Source organism: Shewanella sp. TC10 (assembly GCF_009663145.1).
GTDB lineage: Bacteria > Pseudomonadota > Gammaproteobacteria > Enterobacterales > Shewanellaceae > Shewanella.
Map to the genome: position 1 here is coordinate 1 of NZ_VKHR01000026.1, position 24,018 is coordinate 24,018.

The 24,018-nt window shown below is 42.6% G+C and carries 20 protein-coding genes and 1 pseudogene; 2 read left to right on the top strand and 19 right to left on the bottom strand.

What is annotated here, in order from left to right:
• Positions 1-63: 63 nt before the first annotated feature.
• A pseudogene (secA, locus tag FNZ24_RS10615) lies at positions 64-903 on the bottom strand (preprotein translocase subunit SecA); the annotation flags it as partial.
• 58 nt (positions 904-961) lie between these two features.
• A complete protein-coding gene (locus FNZ24_RS10620) occupies positions 962-1,861 on the bottom strand; it encodes a M23 family metallopeptidase (protein ID WP_153914462.1) in 900 nt (299 codons plus the stop codon).
• Positions 1,862-1,888: 27 nt separating this feature from the next.
• Between FNZ24_RS10620 and FNZ24_RS10625 the strand changes: the two genes are divergently transcribed.
• Entirely contained in the window at positions 1,889-2,341 is a 453-nt protein-coding gene (locus tag FNZ24_RS10625; RefSeq protein WP_153914463.1) for a DUF721 domain-containing protein, read from the top strand.
• A 3-nt stretch (positions 2,342-2,344) separates the two neighbouring features.
• Here the strand turns inward: FNZ24_RS10625 and lpxC are convergent, their stop codons facing one another.
• From lpxC to mraZ, 15 genes are all read right to left on the bottom strand, one after another.
• Entirely contained in the window at positions 2,345-3,265 is a 921-nt protein-coding gene (gene lpxC, locus FNZ24_RS10630) for a UDP-3-O-acyl-N-acetylglucosamine deacetylase (protein ID WP_153914464.1), read from the bottom strand.
• A 206-nt stretch (positions 3,266-3,471) separates the two neighbouring features.
• Positions 3,472-4,653 (bottom strand): cell division protein FtsZ, encoded by a 1,182-nt coding sequence (gene ftsZ / locus FNZ24_RS10635; protein ID WP_153914465.1) that lies wholly within the window; start codon positions 4,651-4,653, stop codon positions 3,472-3,474.
• 26 nt (positions 4,654-4,679) lie between these two features.
• Positions 4,680-5,915, bottom strand: coding sequence for a cell division protein FtsA (gene ftsA, locus FNZ24_RS10640; protein ID WP_153914466.1), 1,236 nt, complete (start codon positions 5,913-5,915; stop codon positions 4,680-4,682).
• The gene (locus FNZ24_RS10645) at positions 5,916-6,683 is read right to left on the bottom strand and encodes a cell division protein FtsQ/DivIB (protein WP_153914509.1); all 768 of its coding nucleotides are present in this window, start codon (positions 6,681-6,683) and stop codon (positions 5,916-5,918) included.
• 145 nt (positions 6,684-6,828) lie between these two features.
• Entirely contained in the window at positions 6,829-8,271 is a 1,443-nt protein-coding gene (gene murC / locus FNZ24_RS10650; protein ID WP_153914467.1) for a UDP-N-acetylmuramate--L-alanine ligase, read from the bottom strand.
• 1 nt (position 8,272) lies between these two features.
• Positions 8,273-9,361, bottom strand: coding sequence for an undecaprenyldiphospho-muramoylpentapeptide beta-N-acetylglucosaminyltransferase (gene murG / locus FNZ24_RS10655; protein ID WP_153914510.1), 1,089 nt, complete (start codon positions 9,359-9,361; stop codon positions 8,273-8,275).
• An 8-nt stretch (positions 9,362-9,369) separates the two neighbouring features.
• Positions 9,370-10,581 (bottom strand): cell division protein FtsW, encoded by a 1,212-nt coding sequence (gene ftsW / locus FNZ24_RS10660; protein WP_153914468.1) that lies wholly within the window; start codon positions 10,579-10,581, stop codon positions 9,370-9,372.
• Positions 10,568-11,893 (bottom strand): UDP-N-acetylmuramoyl-L-alanine--D-glutamate ligase, encoded by a 1,326-nt coding sequence (gene murD, locus FNZ24_RS10665; protein ID WP_153914469.1) that lies wholly within the window; start codon positions 11,891-11,893, stop codon positions 10,568-10,570. Before murD ends, ftsW begins: the two co-directional genes overlap by 14 nt.
• Before the next feature lie 6 nt (positions 11,894-11,899).
• On the bottom strand, positions 11,900-12,982 hold the full coding sequence (gene mraY, locus FNZ24_RS10670) for a phospho-N-acetylmuramoyl-pentapeptide-transferase (protein WP_153914470.1): 1,083 nt from the start codon (positions 12,980-12,982) through the stop codon (positions 11,900-11,902).
• On the bottom strand, positions 12,983-14,356 hold the full coding sequence (locus FNZ24_RS10675; protein ID WP_153914471.1) for a UDP-N-acetylmuramoyl-tripeptide--D-alanyl-D-alanine ligase: 1,374 nt from the start codon (positions 14,354-14,356) through the stop codon (positions 12,983-12,985).
• A complete protein-coding gene (gene murE / locus FNZ24_RS10680; RefSeq protein ID WP_153914472.1) occupies positions 14,356-15,915 on the bottom strand; it encodes a UDP-N-acetylmuramoyl-L-alanyl-D-glutamate--2,6-diaminopimelate ligase in 1,560 nt (519 codons plus the stop codon). The genes FNZ24_RS10675 and murE overlap by 1 nt, the downstream gene beginning before the upstream one ends.
• Complete coding sequence (locus FNZ24_RS10685; protein ID WP_153914473.1) at positions 15,912-17,648, bottom strand: peptidoglycan D,D-transpeptidase FtsI family protein; 1,737 nt, start codon at positions 17,646-17,648, stop codon at positions 15,912-15,914. Before FNZ24_RS10685 ends, murE begins: the two co-directional genes overlap by 4 nt.
• Positions 17,649-17,715: 67 nt before the next feature.
• Entirely contained in the window at positions 17,716-18,030 is a 315-nt protein-coding gene (ftsL, locus tag FNZ24_RS10690; protein ID WP_153914474.1) for a cell division protein FtsL, read from the bottom strand.
• Between the two features lie 76 nt (positions 18,031-18,106).
• Positions 18,107-19,048 carry a 16S rRNA (cytosine(1402)-N(4))-methyltransferase RsmH gene (gene rsmH, locus FNZ24_RS10695; RefSeq protein WP_153914475.1) on the bottom strand — a complete coding sequence of 314 codons (942 nt, stop codon included), beginning with the start codon at positions 19,046-19,048 and terminating at the stop codon, positions 18,107-18,109.
• A gap of 22 nt (positions 19,049-19,070) precedes the next feature.
• Positions 19,071-19,529, bottom strand: a complete 459-nt coding sequence (gene mraZ / locus FNZ24_RS10700; RefSeq protein WP_153914476.1) for a division/cell wall cluster transcriptional repressor MraZ — start codon at positions 19,527-19,529, stop codon at positions 19,071-19,073.
• A 504-nt stretch (positions 19,530-20,033) separates the two neighbouring features.
• Here mraZ and FNZ24_RS10705 point away from each other — a divergent pair.
• On the top strand, positions 20,034-20,270 hold the full coding sequence (locus tag FNZ24_RS10705; RefSeq protein WP_153914477.1) for a hypothetical protein: 237 nt from the start codon (positions 20,034-20,036) through the stop codon (positions 20,268-20,270).
• Positions 20,271-20,438: 168 nt separating this feature from the next.
• Here FNZ24_RS10705 and glpK read toward each other — a convergent pair whose 3' ends face one another.
• Together glpK and FNZ24_RS10715 are read right to left on the bottom strand one after the other, a co-directional pair.
• Positions 20,439-21,923, bottom strand: coding sequence for a glycerol kinase GlpK (glpK, locus tag FNZ24_RS10710; RefSeq protein WP_153914478.1), 1,485 nt, complete (start codon positions 21,921-21,923; stop codon positions 20,439-20,441).
• Positions 21,924-22,389: 466 nt separating this feature from the next.
• Positions 22,390-23,733 (bottom strand): outer membrane protein transport protein, encoded by a 1,344-nt coding sequence (locus FNZ24_RS10715; RefSeq protein ID WP_153914479.1) that lies wholly within the window; start codon positions 23,731-23,733, stop codon positions 22,390-22,392.
• Positions 23,734-24,018 lie beyond the last annotated feature (285 nt).

A 24,018-nucleotide genomic window follows, 5' to 3' on the forward strand; every position in this document is an offset into this window, starting at 1 on the left:
GATGAAAAAGCAAAACAAGTTCACTTTACTGAACGTGGTCAAGAAAAGGTAGAGCAACTACTWTTCTTGACCACGTTCAGTAAAGTGAACTTGTTTTGCTTTTTCATCAATACTGAAATCACCTTCACCAATCTCATCTTCAGTATCTTCTTTCTCTTGAACGATAAGGTTAGGAATTAAGGTATTTACTTTAATGTATAGCTCAGAACTGTTTTCAGCAGCGCCTGAAATAATCAATGGAGTACGTGCTTCATCAATTAAGATCGAATCGACTTCATCGATAAGTGCATAATGAAGAGGACGTTGAACACGCTCTTGAGGAGAGAATGCCATATTGTCACGAAGATAATCGAAACCAAACTCATTGTTAGTACCATAGGTAATATCTGAGTTGTAAGCTTCTTTCTTCTCAACTTGGCCAAGACCAGCAACGTTAATGCCGACAGTTAGACCAAGGAATTCAAAAAGAGGACGGTTATTTTCAGCATCACGACCCGCAAGGTAATCATTCACGGTAATAACGTGAACACCTTTGCCAGTTAAACCGTTTAAGTATGCTGGAAGTGTTGCGGTAAGTGTTTTACCTTCACCCGTTCTCATTTCAGCAATACGGTTACTATCTAAAACCATACCACCTAATAATTGGACATCGAAATGACGCATTTCGAATACACGCTTTGATGCTTCACGAACTGTAGCAAAAGCTTCAGCCATAATAGTTTCTAATGTCTCACCGTTTTCAATGCGCTGACGAAACTCTTCTGTTTTTGCTTTTAGTTCATCATCTGTCAGCTTTTCATATTCAGCTTCTAATGCGTTAATCTTAGTTACAACTTTACCAAGGCCTTTCAAGGTACGGTCGTTACGACTGCCGAATACTTTTGTCAGTAATTTGCCTAACATCTTAATCACTTATCTCTTGTAGGTTGAGCTCAAATGAGCGACTTAACCGAAAATGTTATTAACTAGCCTTGCGATAGACGAACTTTCTTGGATCTATTTGCTGTCCATTTCGCAACACTTCGTAATGCACGTGGGGACCGGTTGACCGGCCTGTGCTACCCATACTGGCAATTTTATCGCCTTTGGCAACGACGTCACCTAGGTTTACTGACATAGATTTATTGTGTCCATAACGAGTGCGGTAACCATTTCCATGATCAATTTCCACCAACCCGCCATAACCAAGCATATTTCCTGACCATGTAACCACACCTGCAGCAGTTGCAATTACATCGCCGCCTTCCTTACCCGCAAAATCAATGCCTTTATGCAAAGTTCTACGACCATTAAAAGGGTCATTTCGTAAACCGTAGGGCGAAGATAACCAACCTTTAACGATTGGTCGCCCTGATATATAACGTTCTTTATCTATATGGAGATTAGTTGCCACGGTTTCAAGTAGTGACAACTGAACATTATTATTATCAATTCTGGAGGCCAACTGTGACATATCGTCTAACAGTTGGCTTAGTTCGACGCCAGCGCCTATTTCACTTAAACCACCAACCCCTACCTCGGTAGAGAAATCGAATTGATCTTCAAGTAAATTATTTTCGGCAACTTGCTGGCCTAACGCTTCAAGTCGAGTAACGTTAGCTTGCATTCTTGCGACGTGGGCAACTAAGGTGCTTAATTGAGTTTCTGTCGCTTTTTTGAGATTAATGACTTGTTGTTTCTGCTGTTCTCGCAGTTTTTGATTTTCATCAACTTTGGTTTGCTGCGCAGCAAAACGATCAGCACTCTGCTGGTAGAGACCAGTTCCTGCCGCCACTAAAAAGATAGGTAGAAGTAACCAACGTTTGCTAGGGTGCCAACGTGTTACTCCATTTCGACCTTGAATAAAAACTGTTACACTCATAGCCTAACTCAGCCATCTTATTATCATATGAAAAAGCCCCCTCAAGATCTCAGTAGATTACTACATCAATCGGGAACATTACCGGAACTCGCTGAGAAAGCAGAATTATTAAATCAACTGAATACTTATGTAAAGCAGTGTTTAAATGGTCCTGTTAGTGAACAGCTAAAAGTCGCTAATCTTCGTCAGGGTGTTCTTGTTATTGAAACTACTTCGGCTGCATGGGCTGCTAGAATAAATTTCCAAAAGACCAAACTACTGCAACAACTTCAGGAAGAAACGCTTCCAATGCTTACCGCTATAGAGGTTAAAGTCAACCCAGGGATAGCAATTACACCAAGTAAAGCACCAACTAATTATGCAAAAATCAGCCCTGTTGCTGCAGAACACCTGCAGACATTGGCTGATCACGTAGAAGGTTCACTAGGCGAAAAACTAAAACGGCTGGCTGCATTAGCCAGCCGTAATAGGCAATCTTAATTTTTACGCTAAAGATACTGCGCCTGGCACCATGAAGCTCAGTGGTACATCAACTTCGTTTTCAAAGCTGACTAATTCCCACGCTTCTTGTTGTGCAAGTAATGCTCTAACCAATTGGTTATTTAGTGCATGACCTGTTTTATATGCACAGAACTCACCTACAATGGCATGGCCTGCTACATATAAATCTCCAAACGCATCAAGAATCTTATGCTTAACAAACTCGTCCTCATATCGCAGACCGTCAGGGTTAAGGACACGATACTCGTCAAGCACAACAGCATTTTCCATGCTGCCACCTAGTGCTAAATTATTAGCACGTAGATATTCGATATCTTGCATAAAGCCGAATGTTCTAGCTCGGCTAATATCTTTAACAAAAGCAGATGTTGAAAAATCCATCACCATATGTTGTTGGCTGCGTGAGATTTCTGGGTGATTAAAGTCAATTTTAAAATCGACTCTAAAGCCTTTAAATGGCTTTAATTCTGCCCATTTGTCACCGTCTTCAACACGAATGGTTTGATTGATTTTGATATATTTTTTAGCTACCGATTGCTCTTTAATACCAGCGCTTTGCAGTAAAAAAACAAACGGACTTGCACTGCCATCCATAATCGGGATTTCAGGAGCATCAACTTCGATAACCGCGTTATCTATGCCAAGGCCTGCAAGTGCTGCAAATAAATGTTCGATAGTTGAAATGCGAACACCTTCATCATTTACTAATGCCGTACACATTGTTGTTTCACGCACAAGATTAGCCTTAGCAGGAATTTCCACTGCTGGGTTTAAATCTGTACGTCTAAGTACGATACCAGTATTGACAGGTGCGGGCATAATGCACAGAGTGACCTTGTTGCCGGAATGCAATCCGACACCAGTACTCTTCACCATTTTTTGAACAGTTCTTTGAAAAATCATTCAGTTACCCGTTTTAATCACTTTAAAGTAAACATTCTTGAGCTATAAATACTGAGTTAACCCAGTAAGCTGAGGCGGTATACTACCATAAAATTGTCTTTTCACAAAAAAGAACCCTTTAAAGTCTTTTTATCCGTCTCTACTTACATAAGCAACATTTTATCAACATCTTAGATTTTTTAGATTTTCATTTTTACTATCAGCAACTAATCTGCTTGCTTACGTAAAAATGCTGGAATATCTAAGTAATCACCATCAACTCGTGCAGCTGGTTGTGCGGCTTGTTGAGGAGCTGGAACTGCATTACCCGTTGGTGCAACGTAACTTGCTGCAACAGCTGGCTCTTCTACTGGCTCAACTTTAGGCTCAATTACCGGTGCAGGCTCAGGGCGTGAAACAGGCTTAGTGACTAATTGAATATCAGGCTTTTTCTCAGCGCCAATACCAGTAGCAACAACCGTTACACGTAGCTCTTCGCTCATTTCAGGGTCAATAACAGCGCCAACAACCACAGTCGCATTATCTGAAGCGTAAGCCTTAACATGGTTACCCACTGTTTCTAGCTCTTCAATGCTGATATCCATACCTGCTGTAATGTTAACTAATACGCCACGCGCACCAGCTAGATCAATATCTTCAAGTAATGGACTTGCTACTGCAGCTTCAGCCGCCTCTTCCGCACGATCATCACCTGTTGCGACGCCTGTGCCCATCATGGCATTACCCATTTCTGACATAACCGTTTTAACATCGGCGAAATCCACGTTGATTAAACCTGGACGTGTAATTAACTCAGCAATACCTTGTACAGCGCCTAATAAAACATTGTTAGCCGCAGCAAATGCGTCAAGTAATGAAGTACCTCGGCCTAACACTTTTAATAACTTTTCATTAGGAATGGTGATCAGTGAATCAACATGTTTTGCTAGCTCCGCAATACCTTGATCTGCAAAAGTCATGCGCTTTTTGCCTTCAAAAGGGAAAGGTTTTGTCACAACTGCAACAGTTAAAATACCTTCTTCGCGAGCAATTTCAGCCACAACAGGCGCAGCACCAGTTCCGGTACCACCACCCATTCCTGCAGCGATAAAGACCATATCAGATCCTTTAATCGCAGCGCGGATGTTTTCTTTATCTTCAACAGCAGCTTGGCGACCCACATCAGGGTTAGCTCCAGCTCCAAGACCTTTAGTGACATCGCGCCCTAATTGAATTGTTGAGCCAGCACCTGATTTGCGTAATGCCTGAGCATCCGTATTCGTTACGATAAACTCAACACCTTCGATGCTGTGTTTAACCATATGTTCGACAGCGTTACCGCCACCACCACCGACGCCGATGACCTTGATCACCGCTTCGTCATTATGTGTGTCCATGATCTCAAACATTGTCTGATCTCCGTTTGTCTGCGTTATTAAAATTCACCCTTAAACCAGCTTTTGACCCGATTCAAAAGACTGGTAACCCCTTGACGTTCAGGACGCTCGAACTGACGTTCGATAACGCGTCTGGCGCCATAATGAAGCAAGCCTATACCTGTAGAATATATAGGTTGATCCACGTATTCATTTAACCCTTTTACTGGCAGCGGCGACGCCACCCTAACTGGCATACCGAAAGTCGCTTCAGCAATATCAACGGCACCAGTAATCGATGCTGTCCCGCCGGTTAATACTATGCCTGCAGCAATTTGATCTTCTAAGCCACAATCAGTTAATTCTTTTAATACCAGTTCAAATAATTCCTGATATCTTGGTTCCACGACTTCCGCCAATGTATGGCGAGACATACTGCGTGAAGGACGGCCACCTACTGATGGCACTTCAATGCTATCTTCACGGCTCACCATTGAACTTCTCGCGCTAGCAAATTGCACTTTAATCTGCTCAGCATGCGTTAATGGCGTTCTAAAAATTTTGGCAATATCACTAGTAACTTGATTACCTGCAACAGAAATCACGGCGCAATGTCTAAGAGCGCCATTCGTGTAAACTGCAATGTCTGTCGTACCGCCGCCAATATCAACGATGCAAACACCTAGATCTTTTTCATCATTGGTTAACACTGAATCAGCTGACGCGATACCAGAAAAGACCAAATCATCGACAGTTAAGCCACAGCGCTCAACACTTTTAGTGATGTTCTTAGCCATGTCATTTGCACAGGTTACAATATGTGCTTTCGCTTCCATTCGCATACCAGACATGCCGATAGGACTCTTAATACCATCCTGAACATCAATTGAATATTCTTGTGGTAACACGTGCAAAATTCGTCGTTCCGTTGGTATTTTTACAGAACGTGCAGTATGAATAACGTTATCAACGTCTTCTTGTGTTACTTCTTCATCATTAATTGACACCATGCCGTTCTCGTTCTGGCACGCGATATGTTTACCTGAAATACTTAAATACACTGATGATACTTGGCAATCAGCCATTAGCTCAGCCTGGTCTAGTGCACGTTGGACACTCTTAACAATGGAGTCCAAATCATTCACTCCACCTTTATCCATACCACGCGAAGGGTGATTCCCTAAACCGACCACGCTTATCTCACCGTCAGGCAGCACTTCACCAATGATCACTGCGACCTTGGACGTGCCAATATCTAAGCCTACGATAAGATTTCTTTCCTGATTTTTGGTCATTTAGTGTCGACTCTCTGTTTTAGTATCATCCCAGCCAACGGCGACTCCGGTGTCATAGCGTAAATCGATCGTTGCTATTGGCCTTTCATTACGTGTTATTTCAGGATAAACATTAATAAATCTTTGGATTCTCGACATCTTGTCTTCTCGTCCTAGTTCGAGAAGGATGCCGTTATCTAACGTTGCATGCCATGCATGCCTAGGGCTTAAACTTAAACTAGCTAGTTTAAAACCATTAATACTCAATAAATCAGACAATTGCTGATAACTGGTTAACACTTCAGAAGACATTTCTTCTGGACCTGAAAGCAAAGGTAAAAGGCTAATGCTCTCATGGGACTGTGCAGCAAACACTTCACCATTAATGTTAAGCCAATCATCACCATTCCAATGTGCTACTGCATGCTGCTCTTGCAAGGTCACCTTAAGTTTTGCCGGCCACTCTCGTCTAACAGATGCATGGTAAACCCATGGTAATGCTTCTAACGCTTGTTGTACTTCACCTACATCTGCACTAAAAAAGCTTCGTTCCATTAGTGCCTGTAACGCCGCTTGTATCTCTGCATCTGAGGTATAAACTCGCTCGCCTTTAATAGCCACTGCCTCAATGGGTAAAGCATCAGCATCGTTGAGTAAAACATTCAACTTCAAACCCGCCCAAACTATGGTGAGTAGCACCGTCAGCAAAAACAGTAAGCCTGTATACAAGTACCAGTTGACTTCACTCAAATGGCCTTTCAGTTGGCGTGCTTTATCACTCCACGCCACAGTTACTGTAACTCCAAACTGTACACTGTCACTTTCATTAGGCAATTCACCATTATATCCAGCATGCTGACTGTATTAAAGCTTATATTTACAAACAGTTATAGTACAAAAAACGCTCACAACACCTAAGCCGCAATGTTCAAAACTAATTATCAAAACCTAAATTGCTCGACGCTAATAACTTTGATAATGCGCCAATATTACCCGCACCTTGCGTCAGTAATAAGTCACCTTCTTGCAATACATCAGGCAGTACATCAGTTAATAATTCAGGCGAGGCGACAAAAATCGGGTCCACTTGCCCACGAAGTCTGATGGAACGACACAAGGCTCGACCATCGGCTCCAGGAATTACGCTTTCACCTGCTGCATAAACATCTAACAGTAATAAACCATCAACTTGTGATAACACTTCAACAAAATCTTCATACAAGTCGCGTGTTCGACTAAAACGATGCGGCTGATATGCCATGACTAAGCGCTTATCAGGCCAACCAGCTCTAGCTGCTTTAATCGTTGCCAATACTTCGCTTGGGTGATGACCATAATCATCAACTAACATCACTTTGCCATTGGCCGTGTCAAATTCACCAAGATGCTGGAACCGTCTACCGATACCTTCAAATTCAGCTAACGCTGCAACAATAGATTCATCATCAATATCGTCTTCACTAGCAACTGCAATTGCCGCTAATGCATTTAACACGTTATGTTCGCCAGGAAGATTTAACACGATATCTAAATCATCACGGTTTTTACGACGAACACTAAACTGGCTCTGATGACCTATTTGCTTAAAGTTAAGTGCTTGCACATCAGCAACATCACTAAAACCATAAGTCACCACTTGTCTGCCAACTCTTGGCATAATTTCTTGAATCACTTCATCATCTATACACATTACCGCCACACCGTAAAATGGCAGGTTATGTAAAAAGTCCACAAACGTGGTTTTCAACTTTTCAAAATCACCACCATAGGTGTCCATGTGGTCAGCTTCAATATTGGTAATCACACTGACCATAGGCTGTAAGTGTAAAAAGCTCGCATCACTTTCATCAGCTTCAGCAATCAAATAACGACTTGTACCTAGGCGAGCGTTGGTGCCAGCACTGTTAAGTAACCCACCAATAACGAAAGTAGGATCACGCTCAGCTTGTCCATACACGCTAGCAATTAAACTGGTTGTCGTTGTTTTACCGTGAGTACCAGCGATGGCAACTCCGTGACGATAACGCATAAGCTCTGCTAACATTTCCGCACGGCGCACGATTGGAATACGACGCTCTTTTGCGGCAATGATTTCAGGGTTTTCTTTATCGATGGCAGTCGAAACAACAACCACATCAACATCAGCAACGCTTTCTGACTGATGGCCAATAATGATCTTCGCCCCTAAACTCTCCAATCTTTCGGTAACACTGTTGATGGCAATATCTGAGCCACTGATTTGATAACCTTCATTCACTAACACTTCGGCTATCCCGCCCATACCTGCTCCGCCTATACCGACAAAATGGATTTTCTTAATCCTTCTCATCTCTGGGATCATGGTGCGTAACTGGGCATACTTTTCTGTTTTAGTCATTTCAATCCTTTCGTGCTAATTCAGCACAAATACTCGCTACACGTTGGGTTGCATCTAAAACTGCAACACTTCTGGCTTGCTGTGCCATCTCTGATACAACGTGTCTTTGTTCAGCGAAAAGGGTTAACTTCTCAGCTAAATTTTCTGCGTTTAATATGGTTTGCGGTAATAAAAATGCCGCACCGGCTTCTACTAATACTGAAGCGTTCTTTGTTTGGTGATCGTCTACTGCATGTGGATAAGGCACCAAAATACTGGCTCTTCCCACTGCAGCTAATTCAGAAACAGTTAACGCTCCTGAACGACAAACAACAATATCAGCCCAGCGATAAGCGGCTTCCATGTCATCTATAAATTCTGCCACATTGACACTGGCTGCTTGACCCTTGTCTTGATATTGGCTTTTAACGGTAGCCTGATTTCCTTTGCCTACCTGATGCCAAACCGTAATTGAATGTTGTTGACTTAACTGTCCTACAACATCAGGCATGACATCGTTAAAAATTTTGGCGCCTAAACTGCCACCCACGACTAATACTTTTAACGCTTCGTCGTCACAGACCTTGGCTTTCTCTCCTAATTCGATAAGCTCTTGTCGAATTGGGTTACCAACTACCTCAGCATTGGTTACAGGTAAAAAGGTATTTGGAAAAGCACAAAGTACTTTACTGGCAATACGAGATAACAACTTATTTGTCATACCAGGTATCGCATTTTGTTCATGCAATACTAATGGAATACCAGATAGCTTTGCCGCTACGCCACCTGGGCCGCTAGCGAAACCACCCATACCTAAAATGACATCAGGCTTATACTCATTAATAAACGCTTTTGCTTGCATGATTGAACGTAAAATCTTAAACGGCGCTGCCAGCTTTCTAATGATGCCGTTGCCGCGCACGCCTTTAATATCAATGAACTCAATATCAAATCCGTGCTGAGGCACTAAACGCGCCTCCATCCTATCAGCAGTACCTAACCAACGTACTTGCCAACCTTTTTTAGCTAATGCTTTTGCTACTGCTAACGCCGGGAATACATGTCCGCCCGTACCGCCAGCCATCACCAATAATTTGGGTGCATCCGTCATATTAGGGCTCATTTCTTTACTCTCCCTTGCACCGCCTGTGTCAAACTTAGCCGCCTTTCGTAATCGATTCGTATCAATAGCATCACAGCTGCAGTCATTACCCAAAGGCTACTGCCACCGTAACTAATAAAGGGCAGTGTTAATCCCTTTGTGGGTAGCATCCCAATGCTTGCACCAACATTTACTACTGTCTGGAAACAAATCCAAATGCCAATTCCGTAGGCCAAATAGCTTTCAAATGGGCGCTGAATACTTAAACATAAGTTGCCCAAACGAATTGCTCTGAACGATACAAAAAACAACACGGTTAATACACAAACAATGCCTACAAAACCTAACTCTTCACCTATCACAGCAAAGATAAAATCTGTGTGAGCCTCAGGCAGGTATGACAGTTTTTGAATACTATTACCTAAACCTTGGCCAAAAATATCGCCGCGTCCATAGGCCATCAGGGATTGGGTTAACTGGTAACCACTACCAAATGGATCTTCCCATGGGTCCAAAAAGGACGTGACCCGTCGCATACGATACGGCTCAAACACCACTAAAAATACAAACATCGCAATACCGAAAAATATCAGTACTAAAAAGTCCATAATGCGCGCACCAGCCAAAAACAAAAGGCTGACAGTGCATACGAATAAGACGACTACAGTACCTAAATCCGGCTGCGCTAGAATTAAGAAAGCAAACAGCAAAAAGACAAATATAGGCTTATAGAACCCTTTACTGTTTTCTCTTAATTCACCATGTCGTCTTACTAAATAACCCGACATGTAAATAATGAACACAAACTTCGCAATTTCAGCGACTTGGATCCTAACAGGTCCAACCGATAACCAGCGTGTAGCTCCATTTACCGTTGTACCGACAACTAAAACGGCTACCAACATTAGCAACACTAACAGCACTAAGTAGGCGCTATACCTTTCCCAGAACTTCAGTTCTATGTTCAGCACTGCATAAGCAATCACACCGCATCCAATAAGGTATGCCACATGCCGATAAATAAAATGGAACGGATTTTCTGTCAGCTTTTGTGCTTCCGGCATAGAAGCTGACATCACCATAATAAAACCAAAAGCAATCAGGCCAACAACAGCAACAAACAAACTCCGGTCATACAGCTGATCACCTGGCGAAGTTTCAGATAGAATATCTGGCCAAGACCTTTTTAGGACTTGTTGGAATAAGCTAAGCTGCTCACCCCTCGCCATCTTCAATCTGCTCCACTAATTGCTTAAAATGATGACCTCTTTCCATGAAGTTCTTGTACATATCTGTACTGGCGCAAGCTGGAGATAATAAAACGATATCCCCTGAAAAAGTGATTTCAACCGCTATAGCAACTGCTTCTTCAAGATTCTTAACTGTCAGACTGCCCGCTTTTAATGCCGCGATTTTTGCGCCATCTTTGCCAAAGGTAATCACTTGAGTCACATTGCTAAGTGAAGCTTCAAGCTCTTTAAAGTCAGCACCTTTGCCTTCGCCACCTGCAATTAGAATCAAATCACCTAAGTGATCGCTTAACCCATTTAAAGCCGCAACAGTTGCCCCAACATTGGTAGCTTTCGAATCATTGATATATGTAACGCCTTGCTTAAGGCCCGCCATCTCGCACCTATGCTCTAAGCCCGCAAAATTAGATGCGATATCAATCATAAAGCTCTTATCAATGCCACAAGCATCCGTTAGCGCCATGGCGGCTAACAAATTGGCTTGGTTATGACTACCGATTAAGCTGACTTCATGTAAATTCATGATTTCACTTTCGCCATGCAATATCTTGCCGTCTGCAATACCCCATTCATCCCCTTCAGGAACCCCTAAACCAAACGTATTTTGATTCGTTGGTTCATCAGGAAATGTAAGTTGATCATCGCGATTAAACATCACGAAACGGCTTTGCTGATATAAACGTAACTTGGCCGCTCGATACGTATGGATATCATGGTACCTATCCATATGATCTTCACTCACGTTCAAGCAAGTGGCCGCTATACAGTTCAGGCTGTGTGTCGTTTCTAATTGGAAACTCGATAATTCCAACACAAAATACTCAGCATCTGTCGCAAGTAAATCCAATACAGGAATGCCGATATTGCCGCCCACCGCTACCTTTTTACCAGCAGCTTTGAGCATGTCGTAAACAAGAGTCGTAACGGTTGTTTTACCGTTTGAGCCGGTAATCGCAACCACGCAAGGCGCTCTATCGGCAACCGCTTGAGCAAACAGCTCAACATCACCTATCACTTCGATGCCCATATCAATCGCTGCGCGAATTTCAGGCGTATCAACCGCAATACCAGGGCTTACAATAATATGTTGTGCTTGTACTAAGTAACGACATACAAACCCACCAGTAAGTAGCTCAACATCTGGGAACTCCTGAGCTAATGTGTCTCGCCCAGGTGGCGCTCGTCTGCTATCCATCACCAATGGTGTAATACCTTGGGACATCAGATAACGCACAACAGATAACCCTGTTGCACCTAACCCCAAAACAATATGTGAATAGCTTGATTGCATTATTTACTACCTTAACTTAAGGGTTGCCAGTCCTAGCATGACTAGGAATAACGAAATAATCCAAAAGCGAACAATCACTCTTGGTTCTGGCCAACCTTTTAATTCGTAATGGTGGTGAATCGGTGCCATTCTAAAAATACGTTGACCACGCAATTTGTAAGAACCCACCTGTAAAATCACCGACACTGTTTCCATCACGAAAACACCGCCCATAATCACTAATAACACTTCTTGGCGGACTAATACCGCAATGGCACCAAGACCCGCTCCAAGTGCTAATGATCCAACATCACCCATGAATACTTGTGCTGGGTAAGTGTTAAACCATAAAAAGCCTAAACCTGCACCGACTATCGCGGTACATACAATAACCAGCTCACCTGCATCTGGCAGATGTGGAATATGTAAGTAGCTAGCAAACTGCGCATGACCTGATAAATAGGCAATAAGAGCAAATGCTGCTGCAACCATAACGGTTGGCATGATTGCTAAGCCATCAAGGCCATCAGTTAGGTTCACAGCGTTACTTGCACCGACAATGGTGAAGTAAGCCAGCACGATATACAGTAAGCCGAGCTGCGGCATCACATCTTTAAAAAAGGGCACAACTAACTGAGTCTCACCTGGTATTGTCGCTGAGCTATATAAGTAAAAAGCAACAGCTAAGGCTGCTATTGATTGCGATGCATATTTCCAGCGTGCAATGAGCCCTTTAGAATCCTTTTTGACGACTTTAAGGTAGTCATCAAGGAAGCCAATACCACCAAACGTGCCTAAAACAAACAACATCACGATGACGTATCGATTGGATAAATCACCCCACAATAAAACACTGACAAAAATTCCAGCGAGGATCAGTAAACCACCCATAGTAGGGGTTCCGCGCTTACTGAAATGCGACTCAGGACCATCATTTCTGACCACTTGACCAATTTGTAGTAGTTGCAATCGCTCAATTAACTTGGGACCAAACCACAAGCTAAAGATTAGACCCGTCATAAGCCCTAAAATGGCTCTAAAAGTCACATATGAAAAAACATTAAACCCTGTGTAAAACTGGGTTAAATACTCAGCTAAATAAGCCAGCATCTAAACAAACTCCCCGCGCCTATTGGCATTTAATAACTCTTCGACCACAGTTTCCATCGCTGCGCTTCGAGAACCTTTTACTAAAATAGTTACATCATCCGGTAACTGATTTATCTTTTTCATTAATGCTTGAGCGAGTAGGTTTGAGTCACTAAAGTGCTCAGAACCAAACGCTTTGCTAGTTGATTCAGTGAGTTGTCCGCAACAAAACAGGTCATCGATCCCAGCGAGTTTGGCTTGTTCGCCAACCTCAAAATGCAAAAGGGCGCTATTGTCACCTAATTCACCCAAATCTCCCAGTACTAAACACCGAAAACCTCGAGTTTGTTTTAACCAACTTATCGCAGCATCAACAGAAGTTGGATTGGCGTTATAACTGTCATCAACGAGTAAAATCCGCCCCATCTTGTGCGGTACCATTCTTCCTTTAACAGGTGTTAACGCACTTAGCCCCGTTACAATATCTGCAACAGGGATATTTAAAGCGATACAAATGGCGCTAGCAGCTAATGCATTACTGACTTGGTGTAAGCCTGCTAATGGAAGTTGTACTGGATATGAATGACCCGAAACCAATAAAGTAAACTGGTAACAACCAGTATCGTCAGCAACAATATCAAGCGCTTTAATATCAGCGTCGATAGTTTCAGAAATTGAAAACGTCAGTTGCTTGAAGGCCGATGCTTTTTTCACCATGAAATCTGCAAAATCATCATCAGCATTAATAATGGCAGTACCGTCTTTACTTAGATGGTTAAAGATTTCAGACTTTGCCTCAGCAACGCCTTCAATTGAACCAAAACCTTCAAGATGAGCACGGCCGACATTATTCACTAATGCCACCTGAGGCGTCACTAAAGATGAAGTATAATTAATTTCACCCTGATGATTTGCACCTAACTCAAACACGCCATATTCATGGCTTTGCTCTAGTCTTAACAGCGTTAACGGCACACCGATTTCATTGTTAAAGTTACCAGCAGTAAACAGCACTTTATGATGCTGAGTTAATATTGTCGCAACGATTTCTTTAACCGTTGTTTTTCCATTAGAGCCAGTCAGTGCCACTGATTTAGGGTTCACTTGTTGACGAACAAATGCACCAATAGCGCCCATGGCTTTTTGAGTATTTTCGACAACAAGCTGTGGAATATTTACATCAAGCTTTCGCTCGACCAGTAACGCTTTGGCACCATTTTCAATTGCTGTTTCAGCAAAGCTATGGCCATCAAAACGTAAACCTTTTAAAGCAACAAACAAACTGCTGTCCAGCATTTTTCGGCTGTCACTGGTTACATCATTAATAGTGATGTCAGCACCAATGAGTTGCGCGTTAAGCTCAGCAGTCAATGTTGATAATTTAATATCTATCATCAAACGCCTCCTGTTTTGACAAGAGGTTGTACCGCGTCTGGACTGGTTAACATCATGGCTAATGCACGCTCATCGTAATCAACTCGACAACCAGCGACTTCTTGGTAAGTTTCATGCCCTTTACCCGCTAGCAAAACAATATCGCCAGCTTTAGCCAATTGTGACACGGTTTTTATCGCATCAACTCTATCAACTTCAACTAAAGCTTGCTCTGGGTTTGTTAGCCCTGCAACCACATCGTTAATAATGTTCATAGGCTCTTCGCTACGAGCATTGTCACTGGTAATCATCACTTTATCTGCATATTGTTCAGCAGCTTGGGCCATTAATGGACGCTTACCCTTATCTCTGTCACCACCGCAGCCAAACACACACCATAAGGTGCCTTCGCAATGAATGCGCAGCGCTTTTAACGCATGCTCAATCGCATCTGGTGTGTGAGCATAATCAACAACTAGCGTTGGACCATTAGCTTGATTAAATCGCTCCATACGTCCAGCGACAGGCTTTAGTTGAGGCACTAAAGTCAGTAGCTCACTCATTAATTCTCGACCAGCGGTTTGGGCGTTTAACGAGTTTTGCAAATACAATGAACCTAAGGCTGCAACAAGGTTAGATAAATTAAAGTCACCTAAAAGCGGCGAAGATAACTGGCCTTTCAACAATTCTGAGTCAGAGTCATTAATGTCTGCGGGGTAATACAAATCACATGTCACGCCTGCATCATTGAAATCCATATTGTCGGTATAAAAGCGTGCTAAAGGATGCTTTTTAAGGCTGAAACCAAACATGTTGGCCGATTTAAGCTCGGTAAACCAACTCTCACCAACGGCATCATCAAGGTTCAGTAAGCCATTTTTAACACATGCAAAAGTAAATAAGCGTTTTTTAGCTGCGCCGTAAGCATCCATATCACCATGATAATCAAGGTGGTCACGACTTAAATTGGTAAACACAGCTGTATTAAAAGGCACTGCTTCAACTCGGCCTTGTACTAATCCGTGACTAGAGACTTCAATCGCACATGCATTAACATTTTGTTGCTGAAATTCATGTAGCTGTCGAACCAGCGTAATGGCATCTGCAGTCGTATTACCACTATCAATCAAGCTTCCCCAAACACCATTACCCAGCGTGCCCATAACAGCCGCTTTTTGCTGTTTTAAAGTCACTAACTGGGCAATAAGCTGACTCACTGAGGTTTTACCGTTTGTCCCAGTAACCCCAATAATAGCCATATTTGAATTAAGTAATGGATATAGCTGCGCGGCGACCGCCGATAATTGACGACTTAACTGAAAAAATGAGACTAGTACTGCGCCAGAATCATGATGATTCACTTGACCATGTTCATCAGGGTTATCAGTATGAATCAAGGCACCAAGGGCGCCAGCATCAATGGCCTTGTTAATAAATGTTCTGCCATCTACTTGATGGCCAGGTAACGCCACAAACAGGCAATCTTGGCTGACTTCGCGACTATCTAAGGTCATTGAAGAGACTGACTCACGGCCAGCATAATGAAACCAAGGAGCTAATAAATCACTAAGAAGCATTATTCTGCCCTCCTAGCGATAGCTGCCAATTCAACTTTTTCTTTCTCATTTAATGGCTCTACATTGAGCATTTGTAATGCTCCAGACATAATTTTTGCAAAAGCAGGGCCAGCAACATCACCACCGTGGTAGCGATCGCCTTTAGGCTCGTTAACGACAATCGAAATCGCTAGGCGAGGATTGTGCACTGGCGCCACACCGGCAAAGAGCGAGACATAATCATCGCCATAACCACCCGCGATTGATTTGCGGCTAGTACCGGTTTTACCTGCAATAGGATAACCATCAATATGCGCTTGAGTTGCTGTGCCGCCACGTTCAGTCACACCTACCATCATTTCCATGACATCTTTAGCGGTCTGCTTGGAGATCACTTGCTCGCCACGGGGGGCTTGCTTTAGCTTGAGTATGGATACCGGGTAAAGTACTCCACCGCTGCCTAATGTGGCATACATTCTTGCCAACTGGAGTGGTGTTGCAGTGAGACCATAACCATAGGATAAAGTCGCTCGTTCAAAGTCTGACCAACGGCGGCGGTCATGAATAAGGCCCGCGCTTTCGCCTGCCAAATTAATACCAGAATAGTTACCTAGCCCCATAGACTGATAGGTACCCAGTAACTCCTGAACGGGCATAGATAAAGAAACCTTACTGATCCCAACGTTACTGGATTTCACTAAGATTTTGTCTAAGGTCATATTGCCATAGTTGATTGTGTCGCGAACTTGTCGTCCACCCACTCGCATCCAACCAGGAGAAGTATTAATTAAATCATTTCGCTCAACAGTGCCCGCCTCTAATGCCGCAGCGACCACGAATGGTTTTACGGTTGAACCCGGCTCAAAAGTATCGGTCAATGCGCGATTACGCATGCGATAGGATTGTAAGTTTTCACGGGAATTAGGGTTGTAAGATGGTGTATTGACCATTGCAAGGACTTCGCCTGTTTGCACGTCTAGCACCACCACAGAACCTGACGTGGCTTGGTTAATTTCTGTTGTGCGCTTTAACTCACGATATGCAAGTTGCTGAATACGCTGATCAATACTAAGTACTAAGTCATTAGAGCTCTCACCCTCTTCAACGATATCTAGACGCTGAACCACTTTACCATCGCGGGACTTACGTACTTTCTGCTTAGAAGGCGTACCTGTTAGCCAGCTATCATAGGCATTTTCAATGCCTTCAATACCCACATCATCAATATTGGTTAAACCAACCAGCTGCGCAGCAGTTTCACCCGCAGGATAATAACGACGAGATTCAGATTTTAAATATATGCCAGAAATTTTTAACTGCTTGATGTACTCAGCAACAGCTGGCGTCACTTGGCGTTTTAAATAAATAAATCGACGCTTTGGATCGCGCTGCACTTTATTAACGATTTTATCTACAGGCTCATGCAACACATCTGCAAGGGCTTTCCAGCGGCGCATATCTTTAAAGGCATCTTTATCGTGGGAGATTTTAGGATCGGCCCAAACCGCACGTACAGGTACACTTACAGCCAGCATCTCACCGTTTCGGTCTGTGATTAAGCCACGCTGTACTTGGTTACTACTGGTTCTTAGCGTACGCATATCACTTTCGTGGCGTAATTTGTCCGGTTCAATAATTTGAATATAAGCTGCTCGAGCAATCAAAGCGGTAAATAAAAGCAAAACAAAACCAACCACAACGAATAATCGCCACGGAATTAGCTCTGGATTTAACTTACGCTTAGCTTGTCTGCTCATTTTTACTTACTCAACAATCCTTATTTCATCGAGCCCTTTAATTGCAGCCCTGCTATTTCAACCTTATTTACGGTAATCGAATAACCACTTCTTCTTTGGGTAATGGCCTCACCATTTTCAAATCTTGGGTCGCAATCCGAGTCACTCGACTGTGTTCCGACTTAGATTGCTCTTCTAATAACAAGTTGCGCCATTCAATGTCTAATCGGTCGCGCTCTTGTAATAAATGATCCATCTGCGAAGTTAACTTACGGGTTGCATGACTGGTATAAACCACACCAACAGCATTGATGAGTACGACCATCGACATTAATAAAATCCACTTATGTCGCCAAATATCAGCGAGTACAATACGTGATAATTTTATTGATGATTGCCCCAAGTTAACTCCATTTATCTTTCGATATTTGTCACACTAACCCGTTAAATCACTAGCAAGTTAGAGTTATCATTTGCTTTTAATAATCAAGACGCTGCGCAACACGTAGTACCGAGCTACGTGCACGAGGGTTTTGCTCAATCTCAATATCAGAAGGCTTCATTGCCTTACCCATAGATTTAAGCTTTCTTGATTTATTGATTTCAGCTTCAGTGATAGGCAGGCCATGTGGCACACTCTCACCTTGGCTATTCTTGCGAATAAAACGTTTCACCATTCTGTCTTCTAACGAATGGAAACTAATCACAGACAAGCGACCTTCTGGCGCAAGTATCGATACCGCACCTTCTAATGCTTGTTCGATTTGCTCAAGTTCACTGTTGATGTAAATTCTAATCGCTTGGAAAACACGAGTAGCTGGATGCTTATTACGCTCTTTATTTTTAGTAATACGAGCAATTAAATCCGCTAAATCTTTGGTTCTTAGAAAAGGTTTTTCATCACGGTCAGCCGCGATACAACGAGCAATATGGCGCGAGTTCTTCTCTTCACCATAGGTTCTAAATACCCAAGCCATATCCTCAATGTCAGCTTTAGCAATCCACTGGGCAGCAGTTTGGCCTTGGCTGTTATCCATACGCATATCTAATGGCCCGTCACGCAGGAAACTAAATCCACGTTCAGCATCATCTAATTGCGGTGACGACACGCCGAGATCCAGTAACACACCATTGATTTTTCCTTTCAGACCTAACTCAGTCACATATTCAGCTAACTGGCCAAATCCACCATGAACAATCTGAAAGCGAGGATCGTCAGCAAACTGTTTTGCAGCTTCAATCGCTTGAGGATCGCGATCGATAGCAATCAAGCGACCATTTTCACCGAGTTGACTCAGCACATGCCTAGAATGACCACCACGTCCAAAAGTGCCATCGATATAGATGCCATCTTCATGGATATTCAAACCGTCAACGGTTTCTTTTAGTAGTACAGATAAATGGGCAAATTCTTGGCTCATCACACTCTTCTTAATTGGTTATTTATAATGAAAAATTAGCTAATCTTTCATGGTTAGCGAGATCTTCAGCTTGGATCAACTCATGGCTTTCATCCATTTGTGTCTGCCAAGCGGCTTCATCCCACAATTCAAACTTGTTCAATAAGCCCACCAGCATGGTTTTCTTTTGTAACCCTGCATACTGTCTTAAAGCGGGAGGAACAAGCGCGCGTCCATTACCATCTAACTCACATTCATGAGCGTGGCCTAATAATCTTCGTTTCATGGAGCGTTCAACTTTATCGGTGTCAGATAGCTGCAATAACTTTGCTTCTATCAACTCCCATTCGTGGATCGGATAGATCAATAAACAATGCGATTGAATATCTACTGTAATAACGACGATACCTTCGTGCTCAGAACGCAAGGATTCTCGGTATCGCATTGGAATAGCGATCCGCCCTTTTGCATCCATGTTTATCGCACTAGCACCCCGAAACACTGTGATAAATTCCTATTAATTGTTATTAAAATTCCCACAAATATCCACAATTCCCCACAACCCTTAAGTTTAGGGATACAACACAAGTATTGTCAAGGGATGAGAACATTAATTAAATCCAGTTCTGAAGCGGGTTAGCAGCAATTTATTATTAATGAGTTCGAGGTGGAGAAAAGTGGTTTATTGACGGGTAAATGAACGAAACCATAGACATAACAGGATTCATAACAGTAATAAATGTGGGGAATTTGATCCTAAATGTGACTTTTTTCATATAAAAATAACAATAAGCATCGATCTAAGCTGAATTATTAATTGATAAATATCCATCCAATGTGGGATAGCTCACTTTCTGAAAATAATATCTGCCAAGTATTTCAGAAATCATTCCAAAATTGAAACGGCGAAGCGATTTAAGTAACTTAAGATAAATAGATTAAATATTAATCAGCAATTGCCGATATACTAATAGCAGATAACCTACATTTTGATGAGGAGGCTAAAATGAGTTTAGACAGTATTTATGCCATTACCGCCAGGCCGCCAAGACAGGTCGATGGGGTAAAAAGAAATGTTAAAAAAGTCAGTGATAGCGATTCTATCTCAGCTGACAGCCATGAAGCGCCTCAATCTCAACTGCCACCAGAAATCAAACTAGCGCAAAAAGGCACTAGCTCGACTAAAACTTCAGAACAGTCTGATGACGATTCACATATCAAACACATCGATATCGAGGTTTAACCTTTCAGGTATCTAAGTTAAGTCTCAAAGATACCAAAGTCGAGTCTCAAAAATATCATAGCTTCAGTAATTAACTATTCTTAGCCTAATCATCGTAATATCAGGACTTCAGAACGGCTAAAATCAACCGCTCACAGATTTGAGCAGTTGCTGACTAACTTGGTTCGGTTATTTAGAAATAGTTTGCTGCACCGCCTTCTGCCAACCTTGATATAAATCGATTCTCACAGCGTCATCCATTTGGGCACAGAATTGCTTATCTGTGATGGCGATATTCTTAAGCTCATCTGTAGATTGCCAAAAACCAACAGCTAATCCTGCAAGGTAAGCCGCTCCCATCGCAGTGGTTTCTGTCACTTGGGGTCGAATAACATCAACATCACTGATATCAGCCTGAAACTGCATTAAGAAGTCATTGGCAACCGCGCCACCATCGACCCTTATTTGTTTAAGTTCAACACCAGAGTCTTGGCTCATCGCTTCCAGTAAGTCCTTGCTCTGATATGCAATAGCTTCTAATGCTGCGCGAATAATATGACTTCGGTTAACCCCTCGGGTTAATCCAACAATGGCCCCTCGGGCATCAGCTTCCCAATAAGGCGCGCCTAAACCAACAAAGGCTGGCACTAAATAAACACCATTGGTGTTTACCACTTTATTGGCAAAGTACTCAGTGTCTTGTGCGTCTTGAATAAGTCCCATTTCATCACGCAGCCACTGGATCACTGCGCCGCCCATAAATACCGCACCTTCTAGAGCATAATTAACCGATAAATCACCACCTATCCCTATGGTAGTTAACAAGCCATGGGTGGAGGATACCGCTTTATGCCCCGTGTTCATCAATAAGAAACAACCAGTGCCATAGGTATTTTTGGCCATGCCAGGTTCAAAACACAGTTGACCAAATAGTGCAGACTGCTGATCGCCAGCCATTCCTGCCACTGCGATTTCACCACCTGCAATTGTCGTCGTGCCGTAAACCGCACAAGAGGGCTTAACTTCAGGAAGCATAGAGCGCGGAATATCAAAAGCCTGTAGTAGTTTTTCATCCCATTGCTGCTGATGAATATTAAACAACATAGTGCGGGATGCATTTGTCGGTTCAGTGACATGCACTTTGCCTTGTGTGAGTTTCCACACCAGCCAAGTATCAATGGTACCAAACAGTAAATCACCCGCCATTGCTTTTTCACGAGCCCCAGCCACATTATCGAGTAGCCATTTAATTTTACTCGCTGAAAAATACGGATCTAGCACTAAACCTGTGGTCGATTTTATATAATCTTCTAATCCGTCAGCTTTAAATTGTTGACATATAGCTTGGCTTCGACGGCACTGCCATACAATCGCATTATGAATTGGTTTACCTGTATGCTTATCCCATACAACAGTTGTCTCACGCTGATTAGTGATACCAATTGCAGCGACATCATCACAACTGATCCCCGCTCTTGCTAACACCTCGATTAACGACGAGCTTTGAGATGACCAAATCTCCATCGGATCATGCTCAACCCAGCCGGCTTGAGGATATATTTGAGTAAACTCACGCTGGGATACTGCCACCATCTTCGCTTTATGATCAAAAACGATAGCTCTTGAACTAGTAGTGCCTTGGTCGAGCGCGATAACATATTTCTTCGAATTCATGTTTAGCCTATCAATGCAGGTGGTGCTGTAATAAAAATCTCTGCACCTTAATTGCCTTATCATAATAAGTTAAGACGGATACCGCTCAATCACAAGTCAGATAGCAGATGTAATGCAAGCAATTGAAATAAAATGTATATATACCCATGATACTTCAAGATGCAAAGTCAGCAAGTCAAATAGTGCCAAGATGCTAGGCATAAAATTGAAGTATAGTTATTCTACATCGATATTTTATAACAACGCAGATTGGTGCTATTTGGCTTGCCCTATGGGGCGCAAGCTCGAAAACCACTGCTATGTTGTAAGCTTTGAAAAGTGAATAACAATTACCTCAGCTTACGCCTTGCATTGTTATCCGAGCTTGTGCCTGACAAAGCATCTTGAGGTAACATGGGTATAACAAGCATAAAAAAGCCCCGCATTTGCGAGGCTTAAATCTAAATCGGCAACTTACGTCACTAAACTACATCTTGTAGCTAAGTTGAACACCGACTAACCATACATCAGCTTCAACATCGCCGCTGTAGTTAACCGACGCTAAACCCAATAGATCTTGAGTTTCGTCAATCGGTGCATCACCTACACCTTTAATGTAAGTTACGGCAAAATCAACGGTTAGGTTTTGTGTTGCTTGGTAGCCAGCACCCGCGCTAAACCATAAACGGTCAGAATCAGGAATAGTCGTCGAACGGTATTCGTCCTGTGCAGCGCCTTTATCTAACGCCATACCACCACGTACTAACCACTTATCATTCAGCTGGTAAGTTGTGCCTAATGCAAAGCGCCAGTTATCTTTAAAGTTCTCTTCTTTTACTAAGTCAGACTCAAGATCGCCAACCGGCTTATTTTCGCCAGGGAAATAAGCAACTAACTCTTCGAATACACTCCACTGAGTCCAATTAACACTTGCGTGCATTGCCCAGTTGTCAGTGAACTGATGATGCGATGCTAGTTCTGCAAATGCAGGCAATTCAATAGGTAAGTAACCTTCGATGTAAACATCTTGGCCACCATCATAAAGTAAACCAGAAGCGTGACCATCAAGTTCTAATTCAACACCACTATGGTAAGCAAAGCCTAATCGGTGAGTCTCGTTAATTTGCCAGCTCGTACCTAACTGCCAACCGAAAGCAATATCATCGCCTTCCATGTACTTAAGACTTGCACCTGCTTCAGGAAGCATTGGCGCTAAATCTGGTACCGCTTGTTTTACACCGTCAATCCAACCAGGCATTGATGCGCCGACATGACCTTCACCGTAAACGACACGAAGACCTGCACCCACACTAAATGCTTCATTGATTTTGTAAGCAATATTCGGGTTGAACTCAACGGTAGTGATTCCAGTTTCATCACCAAAAAGGGCAGCTGAGTGAGTCGCATCAAGCTCGGTTGCTAGACCATAGTTAGAGTTTACTGCTAAACCCCAAGTCCATTGGTCATTAAGCTGATTTGAATAATAGAAATTAGGCACAATTGCGCTATCAGCAAAGTCGATAGCATCGGCAGGAATTGAAATAGGATCAGGGCCTAACAATGGAGAACTGATACTAACATCACCAATAACATCAACATTTGGCATGACGTAAATAGCACCACCAGAAAGCTGACGGCCATCAAGATAAGTTAACATTGCAGGGTTTCTAGCTTGAGCAGCAGCATTGTCTGCCATGGCAGCTTCACCAGCAAAAGCACGGCCTAAACCAGTCGAAGAATATTCAGCTAACTGGAAACCAGCCGCATTCACTTGAGTCGTTGCCCCGAAAAGCATGGCACTAACAGCCACAGTCAATATTGTCTTTTTCATTATTAGTCTCTGTTTATAGCAAATCTCATGTTTGCCTAATCTCTTACATCATTAGAGCAATTGCTCAATTTGAAATCGCGGCAAGTTTACTGATGCAGAATAAATTTACAACCAAAAGCCATAAAACAGAGTAAATAACTACAAAAATACAGATAGCAAATATTTTTAGTGACTAAGATCACGCGCAATTCGCCATAAAAGCCCATTTTTATAGAAAGTATTCGCTAAGCATTTGTTAGCACGAAGGTAAAATAACGATTAAAATCATATTTATCAGACAGATAG